At 52.7% G+C, this 26,206-nt stretch carries 24 protein-coding genes and 1 riboswitch; of the genes, 15 read left to right on the forward strand and 9 right to left on the reverse strand.

The window, feature by feature from the left end; translation table 11 throughout:
* Nucleotides 1-6: 6 nt before the first annotated feature.
* A complete protein-coding gene (locus ACX1DY_RS18115) occupies nucleotides 7-1,155 on the forward strand; it encodes a sensor histidine kinase (protein WP_458965593.1) in 1,149 nt (382 codons plus the stop codon).
* A complete protein-coding gene (locus tag ACX1DY_RS18120; protein WP_458965594.1) occupies nucleotides 1,152-1,754 on the forward strand; it encodes a response regulator in 603 nt (200 codons plus the stop codon). Before ACX1DY_RS18115 ends, ACX1DY_RS18120 begins: the two co-directional genes overlap by 4 nt.
* A 474-nt stretch (nucleotides 1,755-2,228) precedes the next feature.
* On the opposite strand, the gene ACX1DY_RS18125 is transcribed toward ACX1DY_RS18120, so the two are convergent.
* The 4 genes from ACX1DY_RS18125 to ACX1DY_RS18140 all read right to left on the reverse strand — a co-directional run bounded on the left by ACX1DY_RS18125 (nucleotide 2,229) and on the right by ACX1DY_RS18140 (nucleotide 5,538).
* Nucleotides 2,229-3,272 carry an ABC transporter ATP-binding protein gene (locus ACX1DY_RS18125; protein ID WP_458965595.1) on the reverse strand — a complete coding sequence of 348 codons (1,044 nt, stop codon included), beginning with the start codon at nucleotides 3,270-3,272 and terminating at the stop codon, nucleotides 2,229-2,231.
* Nucleotides 3,273-3,374: 102 nt separating this feature from the next.
* Nucleotides 3,375-4,136 carry an ABC transporter permease gene (locus tag ACX1DY_RS18130; protein WP_458965596.1) on the reverse strand — a complete coding sequence of 254 codons (762 nt, stop codon included), beginning with the start codon at nucleotides 4,134-4,136 and terminating at the stop codon, nucleotides 3,375-3,377.
* Nucleotides 4,133-4,426, reverse strand: coding sequence for a thiamine-binding protein (locus tag ACX1DY_RS18135; RefSeq protein WP_458965597.1), 294 nt, complete (start codon nucleotides 4,424-4,426; stop codon nucleotides 4,133-4,135). Before ACX1DY_RS18135 ends, ACX1DY_RS18130 begins: the two co-directional genes overlap by 4 nt.
* A 41-nt stretch (nucleotides 4,427-4,467) precedes the next feature.
* Nucleotides 4,468-5,538, reverse strand: coding sequence for an ABC transporter substrate-binding protein (locus ACX1DY_RS18140; RefSeq protein WP_458965598.1), 1,071 nt, complete (start codon nucleotides 5,536-5,538; stop codon nucleotides 4,468-4,470).
* A 126-nt stretch (nucleotides 5,539-5,664) separates the two neighbouring features.
* A riboswitch (TPP riboswitch) is annotated at nucleotides 5,665-5,777 on the reverse strand.
* A 177-nt stretch (nucleotides 5,778-5,954) separates the two neighbouring features.
* On the opposite strand from ACX1DY_RS18140, the gene ACX1DY_RS18145 reads away from it, so the two are divergent.
* The 8 genes from ACX1DY_RS18145 (at nucleotide 5,955) to ACX1DY_RS18180 (ending at nucleotide 11,947) form a co-directional block, all read left to right on the forward strand.
* On the forward strand, nucleotides 5,955-6,395 hold the full coding sequence (locus ACX1DY_RS18145) for a pyridoxamine 5'-phosphate oxidase family protein (RefSeq protein WP_458965599.1): 441 nt from the start codon (nucleotides 5,955-5,957) through the stop codon (nucleotides 6,393-6,395).
* Between the two features lie 157 nt (nucleotides 6,396-6,552).
* Nucleotides 6,553-7,227, forward strand: a complete 675-nt coding sequence (locus ACX1DY_RS18150) for a response regulator transcription factor (RefSeq protein ID WP_458965600.1) — start codon at nucleotides 6,553-6,555, stop codon at nucleotides 7,225-7,227.
* A 5-nt stretch (nucleotides 7,228-7,232) separates the two neighbouring features.
* Nucleotides 7,233-8,660: a sensor histidine kinase gene (locus tag ACX1DY_RS18155; RefSeq protein ID WP_458965601.1), complete on the forward strand. Its 1,428-nt coding sequence runs from the start codon at nucleotides 7,233-7,235 to the stop codon at nucleotides 8,658-8,660.
* 59 nt (nucleotides 8,661-8,719) lie between these two features.
* The gene (locus ACX1DY_RS18160; RefSeq protein WP_458965602.1) at nucleotides 8,720-9,634 is read left to right on the forward strand and encodes an ABC transporter ATP-binding protein; all 915 of its coding nucleotides are present in this window, start codon (nucleotides 8,720-8,722) and stop codon (nucleotides 9,632-9,634) included.
* On the forward strand, nucleotides 9,631-10,347 hold the full coding sequence (locus ACX1DY_RS18165) for an ABC transporter permease (RefSeq protein ID WP_458965603.1): 717 nt from the start codon (nucleotides 9,631-9,633) through the stop codon (nucleotides 10,345-10,347). The genes ACX1DY_RS18160 and ACX1DY_RS18165 overlap by 4 nt, the downstream gene beginning before the upstream one ends.
* A gap of 2 nt (nucleotides 10,348-10,349) precedes the next feature.
* Nucleotides 10,350-11,096, forward strand: a complete 747-nt coding sequence (locus tag ACX1DY_RS18170) for an ABC transporter permease (RefSeq protein WP_458965604.1) — start codon at nucleotides 10,350-10,352, stop codon at nucleotides 11,094-11,096.
* 141 nt (nucleotides 11,097-11,237) lie between these two features.
* Nucleotides 11,238-11,603, forward strand: coding sequence for an ArsR/SmtB family transcription factor (locus ACX1DY_RS18175; protein ID WP_019913970.1), 366 nt, complete (start codon nucleotides 11,238-11,240; stop codon nucleotides 11,601-11,603).
* 89 nt (nucleotides 11,604-11,692) lie between these two features.
* Entirely contained in the window at nucleotides 11,693-11,947 is a 255-nt protein-coding gene (locus ACX1DY_RS18180; RefSeq protein ID WP_458965605.1) for a hypothetical protein, read from the forward strand.
* 42 nt (nucleotides 11,948-11,989) lie between these two features.
* Here ACX1DY_RS18180 and ACX1DY_RS18185 read toward each other — a convergent pair whose 3' ends face one another.
* A complete protein-coding gene (locus ACX1DY_RS18185) occupies nucleotides 11,990-13,039 on the reverse strand; it encodes a cation diffusion facilitator family transporter (protein ID WP_458965606.1) in 1,050 nt (349 codons plus the stop codon).
* Nucleotides 13,040-13,266: 227 nt separating this feature from the next.
* Between ACX1DY_RS18185 and ACX1DY_RS18190 the strand changes: the two genes are divergently transcribed.
* Both ACX1DY_RS18190 and ACX1DY_RS18195 read left to right on the forward strand, forming a co-directional pair.
* Complete coding sequence (locus ACX1DY_RS18190; RefSeq protein ID WP_458965607.1) at nucleotides 13,267-15,621, forward strand: heavy metal translocating P-type ATPase; 2,355 nt, start codon at nucleotides 13,267-13,269, stop codon at nucleotides 15,619-15,621.
* A 197-nt stretch (nucleotides 15,622-15,818) separates the two neighbouring features.
* Nucleotides 15,819-17,846: a methyl-accepting chemotaxis protein gene (locus ACX1DY_RS18195; protein WP_458965608.1), complete on the forward strand. Its 2,028-nt coding sequence runs from the start codon at nucleotides 15,819-15,821 to the stop codon at nucleotides 17,844-17,846.
* A 78-nt stretch (nucleotides 17,847-17,924) separates the two neighbouring features.
* Here the strand turns inward: ACX1DY_RS18195 and ACX1DY_RS18200 are convergent, their stop codons facing one another.
* The 3 genes from ACX1DY_RS18200 to ACX1DY_RS18210 form a co-directional block, all read right to left on the reverse strand.
* The gene (locus tag ACX1DY_RS18200) at nucleotides 17,925-18,887 is read right to left on the reverse strand and encodes an L-lactate dehydrogenase (protein ID WP_458965609.1); all 963 of its coding nucleotides are present in this window, start codon (nucleotides 18,885-18,887) and stop codon (nucleotides 17,925-17,927) included.
* Between the two features lie 301 nt (nucleotides 18,888-19,188).
* Nucleotides 19,189-19,695, reverse strand: coding sequence for a CcdC family protein (locus tag ACX1DY_RS18205; protein WP_458965610.1), 507 nt, complete (start codon nucleotides 19,693-19,695; stop codon nucleotides 19,189-19,191).
* A gap of 184 nt (nucleotides 19,696-19,879) precedes the next feature.
* Entirely contained in the window at nucleotides 19,880-20,140 is a 261-nt protein-coding gene (locus tag ACX1DY_RS18210; RefSeq protein ID WP_458965611.1) for a GlsB/YeaQ/YmgE family stress response membrane protein, read from the reverse strand.
* Nucleotides 20,141-20,321: 181 nt separating this feature from the next.
* Here ACX1DY_RS18210 and ACX1DY_RS18215 point away from each other — a divergent pair, with 181 nt between their 5' ends.
* Entirely contained in the window at nucleotides 20,322-21,371 is a 1,050-nt protein-coding gene (locus ACX1DY_RS18215; RefSeq protein ID WP_458965612.1) for a lactonase family protein, read from the forward strand.
* A 94-nt stretch (nucleotides 21,372-21,465) separates the two neighbouring features.
* Here ACX1DY_RS18215 and ACX1DY_RS18220 read toward each other — a convergent pair whose 3' ends face one another.
* Nucleotides 21,466-23,769 carry an alpha/beta hydrolase family protein gene (locus ACX1DY_RS18220; RefSeq protein ID WP_458965613.1) on the reverse strand — a complete coding sequence of 768 codons (2,304 nt, stop codon included), beginning with the start codon at nucleotides 23,767-23,769 and terminating at the stop codon, nucleotides 21,466-21,468.
* 243 nt (nucleotides 23,770-24,012) lie between these two features.
* Here ACX1DY_RS18220 and ACX1DY_RS18225 point away from each other — a divergent pair, with 243 nt between their 5' ends.
* Together ACX1DY_RS18225 and ACX1DY_RS18230 are read left to right on the forward strand one after the other, a co-directional pair.
* Nucleotides 24,013-24,360, forward strand: coding sequence for a VOC family protein (locus tag ACX1DY_RS18225; RefSeq protein WP_458965614.1), 348 nt, complete (start codon nucleotides 24,013-24,015; stop codon nucleotides 24,358-24,360).
* Nucleotides 24,361-24,515: 155 nt separating this feature from the next.
* Nucleotides 24,516-26,135, forward strand: a complete 1,620-nt coding sequence (locus ACX1DY_RS18230) for an RNA polymerase sigma factor (RefSeq protein ID WP_458965615.1) — start codon at nucleotides 24,516-24,518, stop codon at nucleotides 26,133-26,135.
* Nucleotides 26,136-26,206 lie beyond the last annotated feature (71 nt).

The raw sequence follows: 26,206 nt of genomic DNA on the forward strand, positions 1-26,206 counted from the left end.
TAAAGTATGGCACGCAGGCAGTTTCGGTTGTTTCCGCAAAGACTTGGCTTCTTTCCTTATGTGTGGCTGATCTATTTAGTGATGCCGATTCTCAATCTGCAAGGGGAAAAAGGGATCAAGCTGCTGCTCGGTGCAGCCCTGCTGGCCTTGTTCGCCGTGACGTACCGCCAGTTGTACTGGGTGAGCGGGAAAGCTTTCTTTGTGTGGCTGGCTGTGCAGATGCTGATTATTATAGTTCTGAGTTTATTTTATAGTCCCTTTGATGTCTATCTCGGCTTCTACACTTCCAATTTCGTCAGCTATACCGAGAAAAAGCATTTTAAAAAGGTGTACGCCGCTTTCGTAGCTATGGTGTTCATCCCGCTGCTCCCGGGAATTCATCGTATGGGGTTTACCGATCTGGGGTTCTTGCTCCCTTTCCTGTTATTTATGCTGGTCTTTCCGTTTGGCATGCGCTCTTTGAACCGCAATAAAATGCTGGAAAAGGAGCTGGATCAGGCCAATGAGGTCATTAAGGAGCTGGTCAAACGCGATGAGCGGATGCGGATTGCCCGGGATCTGCACGATACGCTGGGGCATACGCTGTCGTTGATTACGCTCAAGAGCCAGCTGGTTGAAAGGCTTGCAGCCAAGGATGCCGGGCGCGCACAGGCTGAAGCCAGGGAGATCCAGCGGACATCGCGCGCTGCGCTGCGCCAGATGCGGGAGCTGGTGTCGGAAATGCGCGCCGTGACCGTGGCGGAGGAGCTGGCCGAGGCCAGGGAGATGCTGCGAACGGCGGAGATTGCGCTGGAGGTCGAGGGTGATGCTACGCTGGAGGGAGTATCCGACCTGACGCAAAATATTCTGAGCCTCTGCATCAAAGAGGCCGTGACGAATATTGTGAAGCACAGCGAAGCTGACAGATGCTTCATCGGAATTGTCATGACGGAGGGCGAGGTGCGGCTGTGCATCAGGGATAACGGAGTCGGTCTGCATCACCGTGACAAGGAAAACCACGGACGAAGTGAAGGCAACGGGATGAAGGGCATGGCCGAGCGGCTGTCGTTGATCGACGGCTCTCTAACGCTGGACTCAGGGGAAGAGCGGGGAACGGTTCTGAACGTAATGATTCCCCGGGTAGTAAAGGAAAGAAAGGAGGGTGAGGCTCTATGATACGCATCGTGATCGCCGAGGATCAGCGGCTGCTGCGCGGAGCTATGGCTTCGCTGCTGGAACTGGAGGATGATATAGAGGTTGCCGGGGAAGCCGGAGACGGAGCGGAGGCACTTGCTGTTATTGAACGGCTGAAGCCGGATGTATGCCTGATGGACATAGAGATGCCGTATAAAAGCGGGCTGGAGGTGGCGGAGATCCTGAAGGCCAAAGGCTACGCCACCAAAATCATTATCCTGACCACCTTTGCCCGCCCGGGTTATTTCGAACGCGGAGTCCAGGCGGGGATTCAGGGCTATCTGTTGAAGGACGAGCCGGTAGACAAGCTGGCGGATGCGATCCGCCGGGTCATGGACGGCCACCGGGAGGTGTCGCCTGAGCTGGTTTTTGGCAGCTTGCGCGAAGAGAATCCGCTATCTGCCCGGGAGCAGGAGATTCTGAAGCTGGCCGGCGCAGGCCAGAGTGCGGGGGAGATCGCCGGCACTCTGCATCTCTCCTATGGCACCGTCCGCAATTACATATCGGAAATCCTGAACAAGCTGGAAGTGAAGAGCCGCATCGAAGCCGTGCGGCTGGCGGAGGAGAAAGGCTGGATTTAGGGGGAGTGGCAGGGGGAGGAACAAGTGGAATTGCACAATCAGTTGAGTTGGCAACAGGAGAAGGAAGGGCGAAAAGAGGGGGGGAAGGAAAGACGGAAAGGATAGAAGTGTGGAAGTGTAGACGTCTGGAGGCGTAAAAGGATAGGAGTTAGGAGATAGCTGAGTACGGCGGAGTTTGCGGGAATTTCTCCACCTAATATGATGGAATTCGAGAGTTTTTGGGCTTTAGTGGGAATTCATCCACTTAATTCAGTCTATTGAGCCTTAGATTGGGCTGGAAGGTCGAAATAGATGGACTAATTCCCACTACTTGCTCAAAATGCCTGTTATCCGCAGCATGAAGCGGATTATTTCCCACTAAGCTCCTACGGAGCATGCAAAATAAGCCCGTCACCCTAATTCATTGGGTAGACGGGCTATTATTGTAGCTGGCTGCGCTTCTTACAGGGTCAGCCGCAAGCTGACCCTGTAAGATTACTTGGCAGCCTTCGCCTGCTCCTCGCGCATCCACTGCGACAGCTGGCGCTTGAGCTGCAGGAACTCGGGCGAGTCGGTAATGTCCTCGCGGCGCGGACGCGGGAAAGGGACATCGACGGTGTGCAGGACGGAGCCTGGACGTCCGGAGAAGACGTAGATGCGGCTGGAGAGGAGCAGCGCCTCCTCGATGCTGTGGGTAATGAACAGCACGGAACGGCGGTTCTCTTCCCACAGCTCCAGCAGCCAGCGCTGCATTTCGCTGCGCGTCAGCGCATCCAGCGCGCTGAACGGCTCATCCAGCAGCATCAGCTCCTGCGGTGCGAGCAGCGCCCGCAGGAAGGCGACCCGCTGCTGCATGCCGCCTGACAGCATATGCGGGTAAGCCCGCTCGAACCCGCTTAGGCCGACCTTGGCCAGCCAGTGGCGGGCGGCCTCCCGCGCCTCGGCTCGCGGCGCGCCTTTTAGCTCGCCTGCGAGCAGGACGTTGTCCTCAATCGTCCGCCACGGGAAGAGCGCGGGCTGCTGCGGCATATAGCTGATCTCGCCGCGCTGACCGGTTACCGGCCTGCCGTTCATGCTAACTGTTCCGGCATCGGGCAGCTCCAGGCCGCCGATAATATGGAACAGTGTGCTTTTGCCGCAGCCGGAAGGCCCGACAATGGAGACAAATTCCTGCGGCGCAACCGTCAAGGATACATTATCCAGCACACGCGTCTCACGGCGGCGGTGGGAGAAGGTTTCGGAGACCCCGCTAACTTCGAGTGCTGGCGGCGCACTTTGGTCTTCCCCTGTGGGCTTCCCGGCAGTTCTGAGACCCGCAGCCAGGTCTTCCACCGCGTAACTGCCAGTAGTCTGAGCGCCTGCAGCCAGCCCTTCCCCAGCGTGACTGCCAGTGATCTGAGCGCCTGCAGCCATCCCTCCCGCAATGCGTGCTCCTGGAGTCTGATCCCCAGCTTCAGCCGCTTGATCCCCGAGAGTCGGGGCTTCAAGCCCTGTGCCTTTTCCCGAACCCGTCCGGTCAGAATCTGTGATATGAGGCATCCGCATCATCCTTCTTTCTCATACGCCTTCAGCTCTTAAACTGCTATCACAACTAGCGGCGTTTGTTCAGTCATTTAGCAACTCATTCAGTAATTAGTTAAATTATAAGGTCTTCCGCGGCTTCCAGCGCACCAGCCATTTCTCCAGCAGCGCGATCATGGCGAACAGCACCAGACTCAGCAGCACAATAATAGCGATGGCAACGAACATCCGGTCTGTCCGGTAGGAGGCCTTCTGCAGCAGCATGTAATAGCCGATCCCTTTGTCAGCGCCGATCCATTCGGCGACCACCGCGCCCATTACCGCGTAAGTCGCGGAGATTTTTAGGCCGGAGAACAAGGAAGGCAAGGAACCGGGAAACTCAAGCTTGGCAAAAATCTGCCACTTGCTTGCCCCGGCCATTTTCATATAGTTCATCATGATCCGGTCGCTCTGCGCCAGCCCGCCCATTGCAGCGACGGCTACCGGGAAAAAGCAGACGAGGGTAATCAGGACAATTTTGGGCAGCAGTCCGAAGCCGAACCAGATAATCAGCAGCGGTCCAAGCGCAATGGAAGGGACGTTCTGGCTGAGAATCAGCAGAGGATACAGCGCCCGCTTCAGCCAAGGCACCAGATGCAGCAGCAGAGCTATAATCAGACCTACGCCTGTACCAATCGGAAATCCGATCAGGGTCAGCCGGAGCGTAGCAGCCGTATGTGCCCAGATACCGGAGGCGTTGCCCCGGGATTCGCGGGCGATGTCGCCGGGACTCGGCAGCATCCAGGAAGGAACATGCAGCACCGAAACCGCCAATTGCCAAGCACCCAAAAACAAGATGACCGCCACAAGGGGCGGCCAGATCTGCTTCCAATAGGCTCTCACGGCCGGTATTTTTCCGTCAGCTTGTCCATGCTGATTCCGCTGGGATTATGGGCGATCTTGATCTGTGAGATGACGCTGGGGCTGCCGGATTCAATGAGTGCGTGGTGCATTTGGCGGACCACATCAAGCAGCTCTTCCAGTTCACCTTCCATTGTTGTCTCAAGCGGATTCACCTGGTGTTTGACGCCGGATCGCTGAATAACTTCTATGGCTTTGTCCACATAAGGGATGGAGTCCTCGTTGTTCAGAGTTTTGGGGATGACTTGAATGCTGAGCAGTGTGTTGGCCATGCGGATCAGATCCTTTCGATTTTGGAATTAGGGTATATAGTCTACTTGCCTTCCGGTAAAAAATCATTCGTAAACGCCGAAGCGGCATCCAGCGGCTTATCCAGCAGCTTCAGGCCGTACATCCAGTCGGCATAATTCTTCCAGATTTCGGTTTTCTGCTCGCCCCAACGGGCGGCATCGTCCTTGTATTTCGGGCTGAGCCATTTCTGGCTGGCCAGAACCAGCTTGGGATCAAGATCAGGCACGGCTTTGGACAAAATAGCGGCAGCCTCTTCCGGCTTGTCAATCGCGTATTGATATCCTTTCGACGTAGCCGCAAGGAAAGCCTTCACCACTTCGGGGTGCTCGGCAATTTCCTTCTCGCTTGTGGTAAGTACCGGGGTGTAGTAATCCAACTGCGGCGCATAATCCTTCAAATACAGCATATCCAGCGGTTCCCCGCGCAGCTCGGCTTCAATGCCGGTCCATGCGTAGAAAATCCAGGCGAAATCAATGTCCCGCTTCACGGCAGTGAAGAAGTCGGCTTCGCCGATATTGACCAGCTTCACCTTTTTGACATCCCCGCCTTCGGGGTCCATAATCGCCTTCATTGCCGCTTCCTCAGCAGGTGAGCCCCAGCCGCCGTAGGTTTTGCCCTCGAAATCCTTCGGAGTTTTGATATTGCGGTCCTTCGGCGCGGCAAAGCCTGAGGTATTATGCTGAATGATTGCGGCGATAGATACAAGCGGCACACCCTGCAGACGGGCCAGCGTGAGCGCCTCCTGGGCGCTGATGCCAAAAGCGGCTTCGCCCGACGTCACCATCGTGTCGGCTCCCGCCGATCCCGGCTGCACGATTTCTACATCGAGGCCTTCTTCCTTGTAATATCCCAGCTCTTTAGCCGCATAGAGGCCGGTATGGTTCGTATTCGGCGTCCAGTCGAGCGCGACCTTGATTTTGGTCAGCTCTTTGGGGGCTTCCGTGCCTGTAGCCGTTGCTTCTGGGGAAGCGGTGCTGCCCCCGGAGGTCGCAGCGGCGTTGCCGCCGGCATTACCGTTGTTGCTGCCGCAGCCGGCCATGACGATGACCAGCATGCAGCTGATGCAGAGCATTAGTGCTTTTTTGACTCCCATTTCTTCTCTTCTCTCCTTCCAGCTAGCCTCAGTCTTCCAATTTCTGATGATGTTCATACCAAAAAGGCGCCCCGGAGACCGGGACGCCAATGTAACGTAAGGTGGGTTCGCTATAGGCCGCGAGCGGCTGTAAGCAGGTGACGATTCCTACGCTGGCATTATCCAGATCAGGTATAAGGGTCAGTATCTTTGAGGGATACAATCTCAGCCGGCCAATTCCAGCACCCCTGGTACTATGAAGTTATGGGCATTGCTGTGTTCTTACGGTGTATTATAGACTGTCTCCTTCGGAATTGTCCAGTGACGGACCTCCAAATGGCAGGGACCGGAATTTAATACCCTCGGAAAGGGTACACTAACCTGACGCAAATTTTAGCGAAAAATCAAACTGGTATTAGAAAGGAGCTTTTTCGTCAATGGACAACAGAGAACTGGAGCAGGCAATCATCAAAGCGCTGGATGACAACAAGTTCGGTTCCTTCGGAACGATAGAAGCCGGCAACAAACCTAAGGTGCGCTATATGGCGGTTTTTCACGAGGGGCTTCAGATCTACTTGGCAACGAGCCGCAAGACGCATAAGGTAGAGGAACTGAAGGATAACCCGCATGCATTTCTGTTGCTAGGATATGAGCAAGGCGGCGGTAAGGATGTGCTGGAGATTGAAGCCACTGCTGCCGTTACCAAGGATGAAGGCCTGCGTTCTAAAGTATGGAATAAAGAGCTGGAAAAGTGGTTCAAAGGGCCGGATGATCCCGATTATGTGATTCTTGAGCTTATGCCGGCACGGATAGAGTATCTGGGCAAAAACAAGGAAAACGGGGTTTGGCAGCGCTCGGCGGCACTCTCCGGAAAATAAGCATTGAAGGCGGAACAGGGCCATCTTGAACCTTAGGGTTTGAGATGGCTTTTTTTAACGAAATCAGGATGATACAGCCCTGCTTACTGTTCGGCAATGGCTGGTGCTGGCTTATGGGAAATCATGCTATACTTTTGCACAGAAAGGATTGAGGCTGATGAGCGTTACATTGCTGTATGTTGAAGACGACCGGGAGATTGGCAGCGCTGTCTCTGCGGATCTGCGTGAGCGGGAATATGCCGTCCGCTGGCTGGAGAGCGGAGAGGGTGCGGTGGAAGCTGCGGCAGGCTGCCAGCTTGCGATTCTCGATGTGATGCTGCCGGGTCTGGATGGCTTCACCGTCGGGCAGCGGCTGAAGCGGGCCTACCCGAATCTGCCCATTTTGATGCTCTCCGCCCGGACCTCGATTGATGATAAGCTTCAGGGCCTGGAGTTCGCCGATGATTATTTAACGAAGCCGTTTCACCCCGATGAGCTGGCTGCGCGGATTGAGGTATTGCTAAGACGGACGGGAGCAGCCGCGACTGTGCCGCTGGCGCTGAAGCACCTCATGGTATACGAAGGAGACAACCGGATTATAGAGGCGGCTACCGGCAAGGAAATTTTGCTGACCGGCAAGCAGTTTCAGATTTTCTCCTATTTGCTGCGCCACCTCGGCCAGATTTTGACGAAGGAGCAGATTTACGAGGCCGTCTGGGGAGAAAGTTATATAGAGGGTGATAAGACGCTCATGGTGCATATCCGTTACCTGCGCGAGAAGCTGGAGCTTGATCCGGCCGCGCCGGAGATCATTGAGACGGTCCGGGGGATCGGCTACAGGGTAAGAGCATGAGGCGAATGGGACGTTTTCGCAAGCTCCACAGCTCGCTTCTCTCACGTTACCTGCTGATCATTATGGCTGCGCTTCTGTTTATTCCCATTGTACTTCCGTTGACCATAGGATTGTATGGCTTCTTCAATAACATGGCCGGGGAGAAACCTCCGGAGGAATATGCCCCGTATGAAGACATTTTAGTGCTGGAAAACATTTGGCATAAGGAAGCGGCGGGGCTTCTTGGCAAGCCTGCTGAGGTGATTAACGAGCGGCTGCGAGAGTTAAAGGGAACCTACAACCTGGCTGCGATGTTCTGGGTAGACGGAGATGGGCGTACCCGGCTGTCGCTGGATTCTGCCGAGCCGAAGCTTTGGAAACAAAATGAACGGTACTCCGTCCCTTCACAGTGGACCGCAGCAGAGGCGATTTCCTTCATGAAAAAGAGCCAGGATCGGCAGCCGCTCGCCATTGTCGCTTTTATGGGAGACCGTGCGGAAGCCGGAGAAGGCTTCATGGTGATGCAAATTCCTGCCGTCATCAAGGAGCAGACCTCTTTTGCAGGGCTTGATTCATGGTACACGGTAGTTATGGCTACATTTTTTATTGGCTTCATCATTGTATCGTTGCTGTTCTTTGTCCAAATCCGCAAAAGGCTGCTGCGTCTGGAGACGGCCATGGTCTTCACGGGAAAAGCAGGCTTGCCTGAGTCCATTGCTCTGGGGAATCCTGATGAGATTGGCCGTCTGGAGGCCGCCTTTAATACGATGGTCACCGAGCTTGCCGCCAGCCGTGCACGAGAGGCGGAAGAGGAAGGGCTGCGCAAGCGTCTCGTATCCGATTTGTCGCATGATCTGCGCACTCCCCTTACCGTGATCCGCAGTCACCTTCATGTACTGGGCAAGGAGGCGCTGACGCCCCGGGGACAGGAATCGCTGAAGCTGATGGATGAACGGATCGAGAGCCTTGGCGGGCTGATCGAAAATCTGCTGTCCTACAACCTGCTAAGCAGCGGACGAATGAAGCTGAATCTGGAGCGCAAGGATGTGCTGAGACTGCTGCGGGAGAGTGCTGCAGCCTGGTATCCGCTGTGGGAGAAGGAAGGTTTTCAGATTGAAATTGACCTGGAAGCTGAACCGCTCTATTGGATAGTGGATGAGAGCTGGTTCCGGCGCATTCTGGATAATCTGTTTCAAAATATTGTCCGCCACGCACGGAGCGGCCTCTATGTCCGCGTGGCAGCAGAGGTCCGGGACGGCGAGCGGGTGATTGTCATCAGCGACCACGGCAGCGGAATTGGCAGTGCCAGCGACTCTAAAGGAGCGGGTCTGGGCTTGTCCATCGTCGATCTGCTGCTCAAGCGGATGAAGCTGGATTGGAAGGTGGACAGCACCAGGCAAGGCACCAGCATCGTAATTCTAAGCCTGGCGCAAGAAAATTTAAACAAAACTTAAACTTGCTGCCGCCGTGCTTTTAACCTCGGGACGTTATGCTGGTTACCGAGGTGAAGAGAATGAAGGAAACAGTGATCGAAACAAGAGATTTATTGAAGGAATACCGCGGACGGGCTGCGGTAGAGCATTTGAACCTGAACATAAGCAAAGGGGAAATCTACGGCTTTCTGGGGCCGAACGGTGCAGGCAAAACTACGACAATCCGCATGCTGCTGGGGCTGATTAAGCCAACCTCGGGAAGCATTGAAATTTTTGGGCAGGAGCTTCGGCGGAATAAGCTACAAATTCTGCGCAAGGTGGGCTCCCTTGTGGAATCGCCGTCTTATTACGGCCATCTAAGCGCCCTGGACAATCTGGAAGCCATCCGCCGCATTCTTGACGTACCTAAGTCACGTATAGCTGAAGTGCTGGACATCGTTTCTTTGACGGGGGAAGAAAAGCGGCCCGTGAAGGGCTTCTCGCTTGGCATGAAGCAGCGGCTTGGCATCGCCGCCGCGCTGCTGGGCAGCCCGGAGCTGCTGATTCTCGACGAGCCCACCAACGGCCTTGACCCGTCGGGTATCCAGGAGATCCGCTCGCTGATTAAGCGGCTCCCTGAGGAAGAAGGGATTACCGTCCTTGTATCCAGCCATCTGCTGAGCGAAATTGAGCAAATGGCGGGAACCGTCGGCATTATCCGTTCGGGACGGATGGTCTATCAGGATACGATTGCCCACCTGCAGCAGCAGGCGGCCGGTGATCTCCGTCTTGCCGTGTCTGAGCCGGAAGAAGCGCTGACTCTGGCTATCCGGCGGGGCTGTGGAGGTACGCTGCAGGAAGGGCGCTTGACGCTGCCCCGGATGAGCGATGCCCGGGTGGCGCTGTTAGTCAAGGAGCTGGTCGAGAACGGACATGCGATCTACCGGGTGGAGGAACGCAGACAATCCCTCGAAGAGTTCTTCCTGCAGGTGGTTGAAGGAGGGCAGTCATCATGATGTGGCGGTCGTTCTCAGCGGATTGGCTGAAAATCCGCGGCAAAGGGCTATGGTTCCTGGTCTTCCTCGGCCCCATTGGACTGATTGCCATGCAGGGGCTGAACTTCGGAATCCGTCTGGATTATTTGACGAAGGAATACCAGTCTGATCTATGGGGAGGACTGCTTGATAATATCGCCAATTTTGTGCCGGTGGCGCTCTATCTGGGTGGCACGCTGATCTGCTCGCTAATGGCGAATGTGGAGCATCAGACGAGTTCATGGAAGCAGCTGCTGGCGCTGCCCATCTCCCGGACCGCCGTATTTATGTCCAAGCTGCTGCTGTGTCTGCTGCTTGTCGCGGTCTCATGCCTGCTGCTGTCAGTTGGCACGGTAGGACTAGGATATCTGCTCGGCTTCGGTGATCAGCCGGTTCCCTATGCAAAGGTGATGCAAATCGGGTTCGCTTCCTATGCTGCGGCGCTGCCTGTGATCTCCTTGCAGCTATGGCTCTCCTTGTCCAGCCGTAACCAGACCCTGCCCGTTTCGTGTGGCATTACCTTATCGCTGGCGAGTTTTTTCACGGCATTTCTGTCCGAATGGGTTCCTTTGACCTGGCCTACTTTGGCCTGGAGCGCTTCCCGGCCCTGGTTGTTTAGCGGGGCGGGGCTGCTGCTGGGACTGCTGCTGTTGCTGCCGGGAGCCCTGCATTTCGCGCGAAAGGATGTGAATTGATCATGAGAATCTTCTTGAAGGTTCTGTCTGCAGAAAGACTGAAGATATCCAAATCCTTCGTGTGGCTGTTGGTCGTAGGCAGTCCTGTGATCGCCCTGCTCATCGGTGGACTCGCCAATATGGAGGAGTTTGGGGAGCGTATCACCTGGCAGGTGCTGCTTAGTGTCATGTCAATGGTTCATGCTATTCTTTTTCTCCCGATACTGTCGGGCATTTTCGCGGCATTGATCTGCCGGGCCGAGCATGCTGACGGCGGCTGGAAAATGCTGCTCTCGCTGCCTGTGACGCGTTCTTCCGTATATTTTGCAAAATATACTATGGTTATGGGGCTGCTGGCTGCTGTGCAGCTGCTGTTTCTTGCGGCACTGCTCGGCATGGGCGTGGTGCGCGGGGTGGACGGGCCTGTACCTTGGCCGATGATCTTGTCCAGTGTATTCGGCGGCTGGTTCGCCTGCCTGCCGCTGGCTGCATTGCAGCTCGCAGTATCGCTGAGCTGGAGCAGCTTTGGCGCTCCGCTGGCGCTGAATGTGAGCCTGACCATACCCAATATGCTGATCGCCAATTCGTCCACTTACGGACCGTATTATCCATGGGTGCAGCCTTTGCTTGCGATGTCTCCATCTGGATTTGGAGGAGAGAAATTCGGGGCCTTTAATTTGCCTATAGAAAGTCTGCTGCTTGTCGTATCCGGCAGTCTGATTATCTTTATGGCGGCAGGCCTGTTCTCCTTTTTGCGCAAGGCAGTCTGACCCGTCCCCTTTTGCTGCTTGCAAGTCTTCCCAGCGTCGGTTCCCTTCATGGACATCGGGTGAAGTTTTGCTATAATTAATCGTAGAAGATACTATTAACTATCGGTAAAACCGGATGAGTATATGGAGGAGGGCGAGAGCATGGAGCCAGCAGCACTCGAAGAATGCGACAACACATGCAACGGTTCGGAGCTGGAACCGGAATCTATGGCGTTGATCCTGCCGGACCGCGGGACAACGGATAAAATGGCGGAGATGTTCAAGGCGCTGGGCGACCCGACAAGGGTGCGGCTGATTTATGCTTTATCGCAAAGAGAGCTGTGTGTACACGATTTGTCGACCATTCTCGACATGGGACAGTCGGCGGTATCCCACCAGCTCCGCTATCTGCGTAATTTACGGATCGTCAAGCGCCGCAAGGAAGGCAAGACGGTGTATTATTCGCTGAACGATGCGCATGTGGAGCAGATTTTTCTGCAGACGCATGAGCATATCCGGCACGAATAGCTGTGCCGGGAAGAGCGTGAGCGGCTAAGGGCGTTGGAATAACGGCAGAAATGCCGTTGTTGGGCACACCGAGGCCGGAAGTGGCAGAAATGCCGTTGTTGGGCGTGCCGATGCCGGGAGTGGCAGAAACAATGGCAGAAATGCCGTTGTTGAGCGCGCCGAGGCCGGGAGTGGCAGAAACAATGGCAGAAATGCCGTTGTTGAGCGCGCCGAGGCCGGGAGTGGCAGAAACAACGGCAAAAGTGCCGCTGTTGGGCACGCTGAGGCCGGGAGTGGCGGAAATAACGGCAGAAATGCCGTTAAATGCAAGAGGCTGTTCCCTTAGCAGTTCAAAATCTGCTTAGGGGACAGCCTCTTTTTTTACATAAGTCGCATCCGGCTCGAAATTACACCCGCAGCTCACCGTGCCGCAAAGTGGAATTCTCAATCTGCAGCGTGGCATGCTGAATGTTGAACTTTTCCTCTACGAGATTGACGGCCTGCTGGAGAATGCTATGAGGGTCTGCATCATCCTCAATCAGCACATGTCCGCTGAGCGCGTCCAGCCCTGAAGTAATGGTCCATGCATGCAGGTCGTGGACATCAATCACTCCGTTGATGCTCATCAGCGCATCCTTAACCTCATTGGTGTTCACAGAGGAAGGTGTTCCCTCCATCAAAATATGAAAAGCTTGCTTCAAGACGCCCCACGCACCTCTAAGGATAAGCAGAGCTACAAGCACACTGATAATCGGATCGGCGACATACCAGGAGAACAGGTTCATGATCAGCCCAGCCAGCAGCGCTCCTACTGAGCCCAAGGCGTCCCCGATAATGTGCAGGTAGGCGCTGCGGACGTTGAGATTGTCTTTAGTATCGCTTTTTCGCATCAAAGACCATGCGCTGATCAGATTAGCCAGCAATCCGACGGAAGCTATGATCATCATTGTGCCGCTGGCGACTACAGGCGGGGCGAAGAAGCGCTGATACGCTTCCCAGATAATAAATCCGGCAATAACAAACAGGGTCACACCGTTAAATAGCGCAGCCATAACTTCGAACCGGTGGAAGCCGTAAGAATTCTTCGAGGATGGAGGTCTGACGGCAAAAATCATGGCGACGAGACTTAGGGCCAGCGAAGCTGTGTCGCTCAGCATATGCCCGGAGTCGGATAGCAAGGCCAGACTGTCTGTGATAAGTCCTCCGAAGAACTCAAGGAACATGATGCCTCCGGTAATGATTAAGGCGATCAGCAGGCCTTTTTTGTTATTTGGCGCGTGAGAGTGAGAGTGTGAATGAGAGTGCGAATGAGAGTGCGAGTGGCCGGAGTGGCTGTGCCCATGCCCATGATTATGTAAATCTCCGTGCTTGTGATCATGATCTTTATGATCGTGTGTATGACCTTGATGATCATGCTGTTCGAGGCTTTTTGGCCCTGGATGCTTTTGATTATTCATTTGAATGGCCCCTTCCCAAGTAAACATATGAATGACTGCTCATATATTAATATTATCCGGGATGAGAACAAATTACAAGTGCTCATTCTTATTTTTATAATTGAGAAAAAAGGGAAAAACTATGCAATCTATGCATTGACACTCTGAGAATGAGGGGCATATAATGTGTGTAAGTAAACATATGAACAAATACTCATATATAGGATTATCCAAGGGAGATGAGTCATTTGAATGCGGTTCAAGGGAATGTCAAACGCCAGTGGGTGCTCGAAGGGCTGGATTGTGCCAATTGCGCCATGAAAATTGAAAATAAGGTCAAGAAGATTGAGGGAGTATCGTCCTGTTCCGTGAATTTTGCCATGAAGATGATGACGCTGGAGACGGCGGCAGCGGATGCCGAAGCTGTATCGGAAGAAGCGCAGCAGATCGTTACGAAGCTGGAGCCGCATGTGAAGCTCAAGGAAGTCAAAGCCAAGGCTAGAGGTGTGCGCAGAAGTGTGCAGACTGAGGGAGGAGCAGATCAGGTTCACCTTCATATGGAACATGAACATACGGCCGGTGACAGCCATGATGCCCATGGCCACGCACACAGCCATGAACATAGCCATGAAGCACACGGCCACGCACATAGCCATAATCACAGCCACGAAGCCCACGCGCACAGTCATGGAGAAGCCCATAGTCACAGCCACGGCGACGCTCATGGCCATAGCCATGAGCATGGAGAAGGCGAGACGCGAAGTATTTTGCTGCGTCTGGGCGGTGGGGCGATCCTTGCCGCAGCCGGAATGTTCCTGCCGGTCAGCGGGATCACGGAGCTGCTGATCTTCCTGGCCGCCTACCTGGTTGTCGGCGGTGAAGTGGTCTGGTCGGCGGCACGGAATATTGTCCGTGGGCAGGTTTTTGACGAGAACTTCCTGATGGCGCTGGCGACGATAGGGGCGTTTGCCATTGGAGAGTACCCGGAAGGCGTCGCTGTTATGCTGTTCTATCAGATCGGTGAGCTGTTCCAGGGGATGGCCGTCAACCGTTCGCGTCGCTCCATCACGGCGCTGATGGACATTCGCCCTGAATTCGCCTATCTGAAGGAAGGCGGGAACCTGAGACGGGTCTCGCCGGAAGAAGTGGAGATTGGCGATTACATTGTGGTGAGACCGGGCGAGAAGGTTCCGCTTGACGGAACGATTGTAGAGGGCAGCGCGATGATGGATACCTCGGCGCTTACCGGTGAATCGGTGCCGCGCTCCTCTGAACCGGGCAGCAAGGTGCTGAGCGGTTTTATTAACCGCAATGGGGTAGTTACGATTGAGGTTACCCAGACCTTCGGAGAATCGGCAGTCTCCAAAATTCTGGAGCTGGTGCAGAATGCTTCCAACAATAAAGCGAAAACTGAAAACTTCATTACCAAGTTCGCCAGGGGCTACACACCTGTAGTCGTCATTACCGCGCTGCTGCTGGCGGTTATTCCGCCGCTCGTGATCAGCGGTGCGACCTTCTCGGACTGGATCTACCGTGCGCTGGTATTTCTCGTAATCTCCTGTCCGTGTGCGCTTGTCGTTTCGATTCCGCTCGGCTTCTTCGGCGGGATTGGCGCAGCTTCCAAAAGCGGTATTCTCGTCAAAGGCAGCAACTTCCTTGAAGCGCTCAACGATGTAAAGGTTGTTGTATTCGATAAGACAGGAACCTTGACCAAAGGCCAGTTCAAAGTAACAGGCATCTATCCTTCCCAAGGAATTCAGGAGGGCGAGCTGCTGCGGACGGCTGCCTATGCGGAGAGTCATTCCAGCCATCCGATTGCCGAATCTATCCGGGCGGCCTACGGTGAAGAGATTTCCGCCGAAGCTGTCTCGGACTATAACGAAATTTCCGGCCACGGCATCGCGGTTACAGTAGAAGGCAAATCTGTACTGGCCGGGAATGCGCGGCTGATGGAGCGTGAGGGCATTGCCAGCCGGACGCCGGAGCAGAGCGGAACAGTGGTTCATGTCGCTATAGATAAGCGGTATGCCGGTTATCTGGTAATTGCCGATGAAGTGAAAGAGGATTCACTTCAGGCGGTTCAGGCCCTTGGACGGCTCGGCATTCATAAAACAGTGATGCTGACCGGGGATGCGGAAGCAGTTGCGGAAGCAGTCGGACAGGAGCTGGGCATTACGGAGGTTCACGCTGAGCTGCTTCCCCAGCACAAGGTGGAGGCTGTTGAGAAGCTGGAGCGCGAGAAATCACAGCGGGAGAAAATCATTTTTGTCGGCGACGGCATTAATGATACACCAGTGCTGGCCAGAGCGGATGTCGGCATTGCCATGGGCGGACTGGGCTCGGATGCGGCTATTGAAGCAGCGGATATTGTAATTATGACCGACGAGCCTTCGAAAATTGCTACAGCCATCGGGATTGCCAAGCGCACGCGGGTAATCGTCTGGCAGAATATTATTTTCGCCCTGGCAGTGAAGGCTATCTTCCTGGGGCTGGGCGCTTTCGGGATCGCCACAATGTGGGAAGCTGTTTTCTCGGATGTGGGTGTAACCGTGCTTGCGGTACTAAATAGTGTCCGGGCTTTGCAGGTGCCAAAAGTAGACTAAAGTAAGGAAACTGCAAATACTTATCCGCAAAATATACGAAAAAATAAGCCTGCGGCTCCCAAAAAGTGGGTCTCGAGGCTTATTTTTTTTGAATATTATATGAATAATATAATGTCCATTGTCTGTTCTTGCCGATATAACACTATAGATTTACAGCATATGGAAGCTCATATTTAGCTTTGCTGGGAGGAAATAAGGTGGACAAGACAGAATTGCCTGAAGTTGTGAAAATGAAAGCAAAAGGAAGAAAATCAGCATCCGTGCAAACCAAATGGTCGCTTGTAATCCTTGCCATTTCCATTGTGCCATTGCTGGGGGCGACGATCTTTTTTATGCAGTACTTCGGAGGTGTGACAAGGTCGGACAGTGAGGAACTGGCGCAGAAAATCCTGGATATGAACACCACAAGGATTGATGAGTGGCTGCAGACCAGAACCTCGGCTGTGCAGGAGCTTATCACCCAGCATCCGGAGTTTGACACTACCCAGCCGAAGAGCATTTTTCCGGTCGTTAAGGTACTGGAGGAGAGCGATAAGCAATCCGAAGGCTACAGCGTAATCAATAATGATGGCAAGCTGACCAATGCGATGGATCTGACGGCTGACATGGGGTCATCTGCATATTTTCTGAAAGCCAAAGAAACCCTGAAGCCGGCTGTTGCCGACATGTCTTATCTGGAGCCGCTGAAAAAGTACATCATCCCGATTCTTGTTCCTGTCGTGGATAAGCAGAAGCAATTTTCCGGGGGGATCGCCTTTTCGGTTACGCCGGATATTCTGATGGATATGGCGAAGAACATCCATGTCGCTGACTCAGGCTACGGCTATGTGGTCTCGGGTAAAGGCGATTATTACGCCTATTCGGATAAGAGCCGGATCGGCAAAAATATGGCCGACTATGCCAAGGAGCCGGAATTGAAGGCGGCAGTCAAAGCCATACTGGGCAAGGAAAGCGGATCTGAGACCTACAAGGGCGAAGATGGAAAGGAAGTCATTACATACTTCAAGACGATCCCTGATACGGATTGGAAGCTGCTGATTACCGTTCCGAAAAGCGAGATTTTCGCCAAGGTGAATTCCGCTCAGAACCTGGCAACTTTCTTTATCATCGGTATCATTCTGCTTGTTATCATTATTTCCCTGTACCTTACCCGCTTGGCGGTTAAGCCGCTTGTGGCGGTTTCCAATGTAATGAAAAGAGTGGCCGCAGGCCATCTGAGTGAGAGAGTTGTTGTCCGCTCAGGAGACGAAATCGGCCAAATGAGCGAGAGCATCAATGATATGATTACCTCCTTATCCGGCATTGTCGGCACAATCGACGAGACCGTGCTGCAGGTAGCCAGCTCCGCTGAAGGCCTGCTGGAATACGCCAATGAATCCTCCGCTACCTCTGCGGAAATTGCAACCGTGATCGAAGAGGTGGCGCAAGGCATGGGTGAACAATTCAAAAGCTCAGAGCAGTCGGCGCGGGCAACAGAAGAGATGGCCGTAGGATTGCAGAGAATTGCGGAATCCTCTGTGAATGTGTCCGACCAGGCTGAGACGGTCAGCGCGGAGGTCGACAATGGTTATCTCGAAATTCAATCAACGCTGGAGCAAATGACGGTCATCAGCACGACTGCGGGCCAGACCGCGGAGCTGATCGGCACACTTACGCATCAATCGGCTCAAATCGGACAGATTGTCGACGTAATTTCGGAGATTTCCAACCAGACCGGGCTGCTGTCGCTTAACGCTTCCATTGAGGCTGCCAGAGCAGGCGAGCATGGCCGGGGCTTCGGAGTCGTGGCGAATGAAGTGAAGAAGCTGGCGGAGCGGACGAATACGTCCATTGTGCATATTGTGGAGCTGATCAAAGAAATTCAAGCCTCCACAACAAATGCGGCGGTATCTATGGAAAAGAGTATTGCTGAAATCAGCGACGGAATGGACAAAATGAAGAAGGTCGGAGTTTCCTTTGATCATATCCGTACTTCGATACGCGAGGTTTCCATGCAAATTCAGGACGTTTCCGCGATCAACGAAGAGATGTCTGCCGGAACGGAAGAGATTACAGCCTCAGTAACTGATATGCTGACGATTGCCAAGGATTCGGCCGACAATGCCAACATGGTATCCGAAGCTTCCGGTGATCAGATGGAGCTGATGAAGAAGGTTGTAACCTCGGCACAATCTCTGAATGATATGATGTCCACCCTGAAAGGCGAGATCGAGAAATTCCGTTAATTCACTTAGTGGCATAAAAAACACCCCTCTATTTCACACGCGTCATCGCGAAGAATAGAGGGGTGTTTCTGCTTGAAGCTATACCTTCTCCTCAAGGCGAAGGCTGTCTATCCCCCGGCGGATAATGCTGCAGGAGGCATCCAGCTTGGCGGCTTCCTCGGCGTTCAGGTTCAGCTCCAGCAGCTCCTGAATGCCGCCGCTGCCGATGATGGCCGGAGCTCCGATACATACGCCCCTTTGCCCGTACTCGCCGTCCAGGATGGACGAGACTGCAATAATCTTGTGCTCATCATTCAGAATGGAGCGGGTAATGAAGGCCAGTGCGCTCCCAATGCCGAAATGGGTTGAGCCTTTGCGTGTGAAGATTTCCCATCCGGCGTCCTTGGTCTTGCGGGCGATATCCTCCAGATCGAGCGTGCTGAACCGCTCGCGGTGCTGCTCCATAATCTGCAGAATCGGCTTGCCGCCGATGGTGACATGGGACCAGGCGACAAATTGCGATTCGCCATGCTCACCCAGCGCGTAGCCGTTGACGCTGCGGGGATCTATCGTGAATACCTCCGACAGCAGCGTTTTCAGGCGTGCAGAGTCGATGGAGGTTCCGGTGCCGATGACTCTGTGGCGCGGCAAGCCGGAGATTTTCCATACCATATAGGTGACAATATCAACAGGGTTGGCGGCAACCACGAAGATGCCGTCGAATCCGCCGGCCATAATCTCTGTAATGATCTCTTTGGTTATAACTGCAGCAGCATCCAGAACATCCAGTCTGCTCTGTCCCGGCTTGGGATTGGCGCCCGCTGTCAGAATGACAACATCCATTCCTGCGCAATCGCTCGCGGTGCCGGCATATACCTTGGTGCGTGTTCCGGAGAAATCCATGCAGTGCGAGAGATCAAGCGCTTGGGCCATAGCACGGTCATAGGTGCGGTCAATCATCATGATTTCGTCGCATATGGCCTGATTGACCATAGAATAGGCACAACTGGAGCCGACCATACCTGAGCCGACGATCGCCACTTTTCTTGATTTACTTTTCAATTACCTTGTCCTCACTCTCTAAAAGTAATACCCAGCCTGTGCCTCCAAGAGAACTCTATATGGAAGCCTGTGGTTAAGTATGCTTATATTCTAACTGATCTCATCGTAAGTTACCTGACATGAGGAGCGAAAAAAGGCTATTGTTCTGTTCGAATTCTGTCACAAATGACATGGCGAGTTAGAAATGGCTGGGCTGGTTCTCTAATATTGTATGCAGAGAGACTAAAAAAGAGCATTCAGGCACCTGCGAAGGTCTCAAATGCTCTTTCTGTATGGCGCACATGAATGGTCATGTCCGTAGTTACCCCCGGGGCTGGGACAAGGTCGCCTTCGGTGGAGCCATAAGGGTATAGCGCTTATACATGAATAATCTCCAGTGCAGAATCATGCCGAAGGCCAGAATGAAGAATAAGCCGCCTGACTGCGGAATGGTGACATACTGATTGATAAATTCATGCAGCACGGTGCGGATCAGCAGCAGCCCGAGCAGGATGAAGGCAAAGCTTTTAGAGCGCTGGGCATAAATTTGCCCGTTCCGTTCTTCAAATTTCGTGCTGCGCATCAGCGGATACGCAAAAATAAACCAGCCGATCAGGAAAGCCGCAGCCGCCCACCACCAGGGAAATCTAACTTCAGGTACAACGAACATGGCAAAGCCTGTAGACATGCCTAGCGGGGGAATCCATATTTTGCGGATCGTCACGGGACGTGAGCTTGCCTTCAGGCGGATAAAAATAACCATCAGCGCCATGAAAATAGCCCCTATAGTGGAACCAATATGCAGAAATGAAGGGTTGATATTAGCCATGACTCACTTTCCTTTCTGTGATTTGCGTCACTTATTTTTCCATTATAACAGAAAAAGAAAGGCAAAACATTGAACGGTTTCCGTCATAATTCAACAAGCCGGCTTCTTATAACGCTGGCAAACGCACATCAACCCGCCGTGAAGGAGCTTGGCGGGTTGATGAATATTGTATAGGCTGAGTCACCTAAGAACGGCTGCGTCCACCGACAGAACGGAGAATCAGGCTGATGATAAAGATCAGAACAATAGCCCCGATTAGTGAAGGGAAGACGTAGAAATCACTGACCTTGGGCCCCCAGTTTCCCAGCAGCATGCCGCCGAGCCATGATCCGAGAATACCGGCGATAATGTTGCCGATTACTCCACCCGGAATATCCCTGCCCATAATCAGGCCTGCCAGCCAGCCAATTACGCCGCCTACAATCAACATCCATAATAAACTCATATTCGCTTCAGCTCCTTTGTGTTTATTATCTCTGATGGTTATTATTAACCTTATGCCTGATGCTTCAACCAGAGTACAATATTGTCTGCAGTCTGATATTCATAATTTCAGTGTGTTATAGTGAAAAATGTACGGGTGCTGCAGGACGACCCGCTAATATACAATTAAAGGAGCCGCTGCCATGCATCAGCCTAATGAAGTACTGTTCTATGTGGGGACTTACAATACCGCAGATAAAAATTCGATTCTGCTCGCCGCTTTGAACAAGGATACAGGGGAAATGAGAGTACTGAACAGCACGAAGGGCATTGAGAATCCGTCATATCTGGCTGTGAACAGCCCGGGAAGTGTGCTGTATGCTGTGAGTGAGAAGGATGAAGGTGAGATCCATGCTTTTGCCATTGAGCCAGGCAGCAAAGCTCTGCGTTCGCTGGGCAGCAGACAGACACATGGGGGTGCCCCGTGTTACGTCTCGATCTCTCCGCAAGGGGAGTACATATTCGTCGCCAATTATATGGGGGGCAATGTCAATGTGTTCCCGGTAAATGCCGACGGTTCACTTAAGGTGATGTCCTCCCAGGTGCAGCATGAAGGCTCGGGAATCCGCGAGGACCGGCAGGAAGCGCCGCATCCCCATTCCGTCATTCCGGACAGTAGCGGAGAACGGGTGGTGGTCTGCGATCTTGGTCTGGATCAGATTGTGTTCTACCGTGTTCAGGACGGCAAGCTGATCCCTCACCGCGAAGTGCCGCTGCCGCCAGGATCAGGGCCGCGTCATTTGGCCTGCCATCCGTCGGGGCAATGGCTCTATCTGATAAATGAGCTGAACAGCACGATCACTGTGTTCGCGAATGATGAACAGGCTGGAAATCTGGAGATCCTGCAGAGCCTCAGTTCACTGCCTGGCCAATATGCGGCAGGAAGCGATGATACCGCCGCCGATATCCATGTTTCCCCATGCGGCCGGTTTCTGTATGCCTCCAACCGCGGGCATGACAGTATTGCGCTGTTCCATATTGAGGCATCGACCGGCCTGCTGAAGCCGGTCGATTGGGTGATGTCCGGGGGCCGCACGCCGCGGAATTTCGCCATTATCGGCGGGATGCTGCTCGCCGCCAACCAGAACAGCGATAACATTGTTTCCTTTAGAATCGACAGCGAGAACGGCAGGCTGATTCCTACAGGGAATGAGCTGGCGGTTCCGTCACCGGTCTGTCTGAAGGCTGTGTGAAAATATAAGAAATAAGAAGTGCCTCCCAATTCGCTCAATTCGCAGCGGAGTGGGAGGCACTTTTTATAATAATGCTGTATAATGGCGGTTTGCGTTAATATAGCTCTAAATCTTCACTTCCGATGGCTTTACCGTAGAAGCCGATATCATCCAGCATGATTTGGTCGCCCGCTTGCTGCAAATAAAAGGTGACCTCCGTCAGCTTATCCGTTTCAAGCTCCGGCTCCTCTTCAAGAAAACGCTCGAAAGGCAGCTCGTAGGTCTGGAATACCGCTTCCGAAAGTTCTCCGTATTTACCGTCGCTTACCCGCTCCTCCAGCCAAGGGATCAGGGTGAACCGGGTCTGCGGCAGCGGCAGAATATCCATCACCTCATCCAGTGATAAAAGCGCCGTAACATCATTGCTATCTGTAAGCTCAACCTCTACATCAGGAGATACAGAGGGATATTCCTCATCGTCAACGTCAGTATCCTCATTGCCATCGGCGTTTCGGTTAGCCATTGAGAACGTTAGACCTTCAGCTTCTGAAAGGGCAAGATCGCGGGGCACGCTGTCTTTCAGCTTGATGCGGTAAAAGGCTTCCTTCCCCTCTTCGGCAGTTCGCTTGAGCAGGATGCCGTGGGTAGCTTTGCTTTTGGACTCCCGGTCCTTGGCAACCTCTTCAACCCAGGTGACTCCTTCTGCTTCCGCAGTGCCACCCGTCGCCGTGTTCCTGTTACGGTCTTCGTCGAAGGTAGCCACAGGGATATATTCACCGCTCTGAAACCGGCTATAGTAGGCGGTATCCGGCAGCCATTGCAATCCGCTGCGGTAATCGCGGAATAGATCGCGGTATTCTTCCTTACCCTGCAGCGTTGCCTCCAGAAAGGCGGAAACATATACCTTGGCGATTTGCCTCTGCTCATCTCCGTCCATAATATCTGAGCGGCTCAAAAAAAAGCCTGCCGGAAACGTCTGGTCATACAGTCCCCAATCGGTGTTGAACTGGCTGTGATTGGCGTCTGCGATATACAGAGAGCTTTTAAACGCGGATGTACCGCTTGTATAGGTAGAACGGATATACTGTCGGTCGCCGTAAAAGTCATGCACATCGCCATCGCGCGCACCCTGCAGGGTCAGGTAATTGACGTCAACCAGACGGGCCTGCTGATCATCAATGGCCTTATCCGTAGGGGCAAGGGCGATGACTGAGGTGATGTGGAATTGCTTGGTTACGGCAAGCGCGGGGTCGTTCTTGAACCAGCGTCCGGCATCGGCGGCCATAGCGACGGCTTGCCCGCCGCGGCTGTGGCCCAGCAGGGCGGTTCGGGCATAATCAACCTTCTGGTAGAACGGGCTGCCGGATTGCTCCGCGAATAAGCTAATCTGCTGCAGATGCTTCAGAATCATCCAGGTTCGCACCTTGAAGTCGTTGTCCGGGATGCCGGACCAGGCCGAATAGTTCAGAAAGTTCTCATCCAGGGAGACGGCAATAAATCCCCGGCTGGCGAGCTGTTCGCCCAGGTAGGCATAACCGCCCTCTGAATAGTCCTCCATCATATGATTGCCATGCACCATTAGCACAAGCGGATAGGGGCCATCTCCTTCCGGCATCCAGACACGGGCATTTAAAGGAAGCGCACTATAATCGAAGCCCCAGAATACGGTTCGCAGCTTGGGCCAGCTTGTAATGTAGGCGGAAGCATCTACCGCAGAAGAAAGAAGGCTTGCTCCAGACCTGTACTCTTTACGATGCAGATCCTGGCCGCTGCCGTAAGTAAAGCTGTAATAGGCGTAGTCTCCCGGTTCTCCGGGATTCGCGGCGTGTATGGAGGTTGTTTTTCCGCTGTCTGCAAGCCCTTCCGGCGCTGAGTCGCCATTGCCTTGGATTGAGTAAGCAAGCGGAGAAGCAATGACGAGTGCCGCTAGCAGCAGTCCTGACGCAACCCGGCGGCTGCGCAGAAGTCCAACCGCCAGTCCGCCAAGCCCTCCAAGCACGGCGGCGAGCACGGCTACAGCCGCTGCCGCTTCAAGCTCCAAATCGGCGTAATACAAGATAAATAGAATGATGCCGAGAGCGGTCAATAAAGAGCCTGCATACAGGCGCGGGATACGTATTCCTATTAAGGACAGTAATACGGCCAGAATATTGCCGGCGAGCGCCAGCACGATGGTCGCGGCTACGGTAGCCAGGAGGATATCTGCGGCTGTTCCGAATCCGGTCGGGATGCCCAGAACGACTGCTGTAAAAGCCAAAAAGCATAATATCCAAGGACCGGAGAGCGCCGTCCTCCATATCTGTGTGTCATATCGGTACGTTTCCCGGATGCGCCTTGCGAGCACTCCCAGGATGCGCTTATGCAGCCTTCGACGCTGCGGCGCGGGAGCGTACTCCAGTTCCCCCAGTTCCATTCCCATGATCGTTGTTCCCCTGACATTTACAGTTATTTCTTCTTAACCTATAAGATGAAGCAATAATATTACTTTACGGGCTTAATAACAAGTGGTTCTTGCAGGAACAGCCGTCATTTGCTGGCTAGACTAAAAATTAAGTTGTGGACTGGGTAAATTAAGTAATAGACTAACGTTGTGTTGTTAGGTTAATGGGCAGGATATTTGAAAAAGGAACTCAAATTTAATGACAGACAGGAGTTAGAGACTATGATAAAAGGTTTCGGAGGAATATTTTGGAGAACTAAGAACCTTGAAGTTATAAAAAAATGGTACAGTGAAGTGTTGGAGATTGAAATAGATAATTGGAATGGGACTGTGATAAAACCCCAAGCAGGAAATGAGACTATCCTTTCATTCTTTGCCGAGGATGACAATTATTTTCCAACGGAGCAACAAGTGATGTTGAATTTCGAAGTATATAATCTAGACGAGACTATTAAGCATCTTGAACAGATTGGTGTACCTCTTGCAAAGAACAAAGAGATTAGTGAATTTGGAAAGTTTATTTGGATTGAAGATCCTGAAGGCCGACTGGTTGAGCTTTGGGAGAAATAACGAGTTGTAACTCCATCAATAATTCAGGAAGTTATTAGATACATAGTCGTTACAAGGATGCGTCCAACAAAAAAATTTCCTGAACTACCCAACCTTTTTCGTTTTCGCTGCAGTATATATTTGAGTGCCGTCCGATAAGAAGGAGCTTTTTGAATATGAATAAACAATATGCTGACCGTGTCATCAAGGATTACATCAAACCGCTATATGGCTTTGCTTTGAATAAAACGGGAAAAATCGCCGAAGCCGAGGAGCTGGCGGGAAGAATTACGCTGGAAGTATACCAAGCGCTTCTCAAAAAGACAGAGTTACTGGATCTGAACAGCTACGTCTTTAAGATTGCGCATTATGTGTGGGCGAAATTCATAGGCGAGAAAGTGAAAGCTTCCAACCAGATGCCGATTGATGGCAATGAGATGGTGTCCAGAGACGAGGGCTTCGACGAGATCATCCGTCAAGAAACGGCTGGTGCATTGCGGCGGGAAATTGCTTTTTTGTCTCACCAGCAACGGGAAATCGTTGTCAAGTACTATTACGGTGGAATGAAAATCAGCGAAATCGCGGCTGAGATGGGTCTTTCTAGCGGCACGGTCAAATGGCACTTATTCGAAGCGAAAAAGGAGCTGAAACAAAAGATGAACAGAATTCGATCAATGGGTAATCTCGGCATCGATCCGATCCGCATGACAGGTTTCGGGCATAGTGGATCCCCTGGAAGCAAAGGCGACACCGCTGATTTTTTAGCGACGGCGATCAGACAAAATATCGCTTTCTCAGCTTACCACAAGCCGCTCACGGTTAATGGAATCGCCGAAGAACTGGGCATTTCACCTGTATATATCGAGGATGAAATTGAATCACTGGAAGAATACGGGTTCATGGATAAACTACCGGGTGGAAAGTATCGTACCAATATGTACATTGAAGATCCGTCTCCAATGAAAAGCGAGGTACTGTACCCATTGTTCAAAGAATATGCGGAGATTGCTGTAGAGCATTATTTCAAAGCGTTTTTTTCAATGGGTGAAGTGTTCCAAGAGACGGGTGTCTACATTCCAGGTGGCGATGTCAATCTACTGTTGTGGAGCCTCATTCCTTATGCTGGTAATCAGTTGAGCTTCAAAGAGCTCAATAGGGTTAGCCATGAAGAGGTTTCCGTCAGCCGCAAAGATGGCGGCCATTACGCCGCTCATGCAACGATCCACAGAGAGTTTGACGTCAGTTTTGATCTTAAACAATATTATTATTGTGGTGATATGAATCGGGATTCCGATGTGCATGCACTAAAGACATGGCAGGTCGATACGTGGTGGTGCGGCAGACAGGGCAGTTGGCGAGACAATCTGAGTTCGGATTTCATCAGTCTGATGCATGTGATCAATGGAGATTTACCGCAAAACGATGTGAACATTGACACTTACCGCCGTCTTTTCGACAAACAATATTTGCTGCGAAAGGAATCTGAGCTTGAAGTTAACATTGTTTATTGCAAGGATAAGCAAACAGGAGAACGCCTGCATTCGGCGATTCCGCAACCGTCCGAACGAATCAAAGAAGCTGCCTCGAAATTGGATCAAGCTGTTTATCATGTGAAACTCGATGGACAACCAGATCATGCGCATAAATATGTGCGTTACTGGTCACAGAACTGCATGGCGTCGGGAACAATACGTGCCTTCGTAATCAAACATTTAGTCGATATCGGCATGTTAAAAGTGCCTGATCCGCATCGGAAATTTGGCATTTCCACAATTATGTTCATGAATCAAAGCTAGCTTGTTAAAGTTATAGCCCGGCTGCCGGCATGAATCGGTAGCGCTAGCGGGCAGGATTACCCTTTTCGTAC

It is taken from the genome of Paenibacillus sp. BAC0078 (assembly GCF_054483875.1).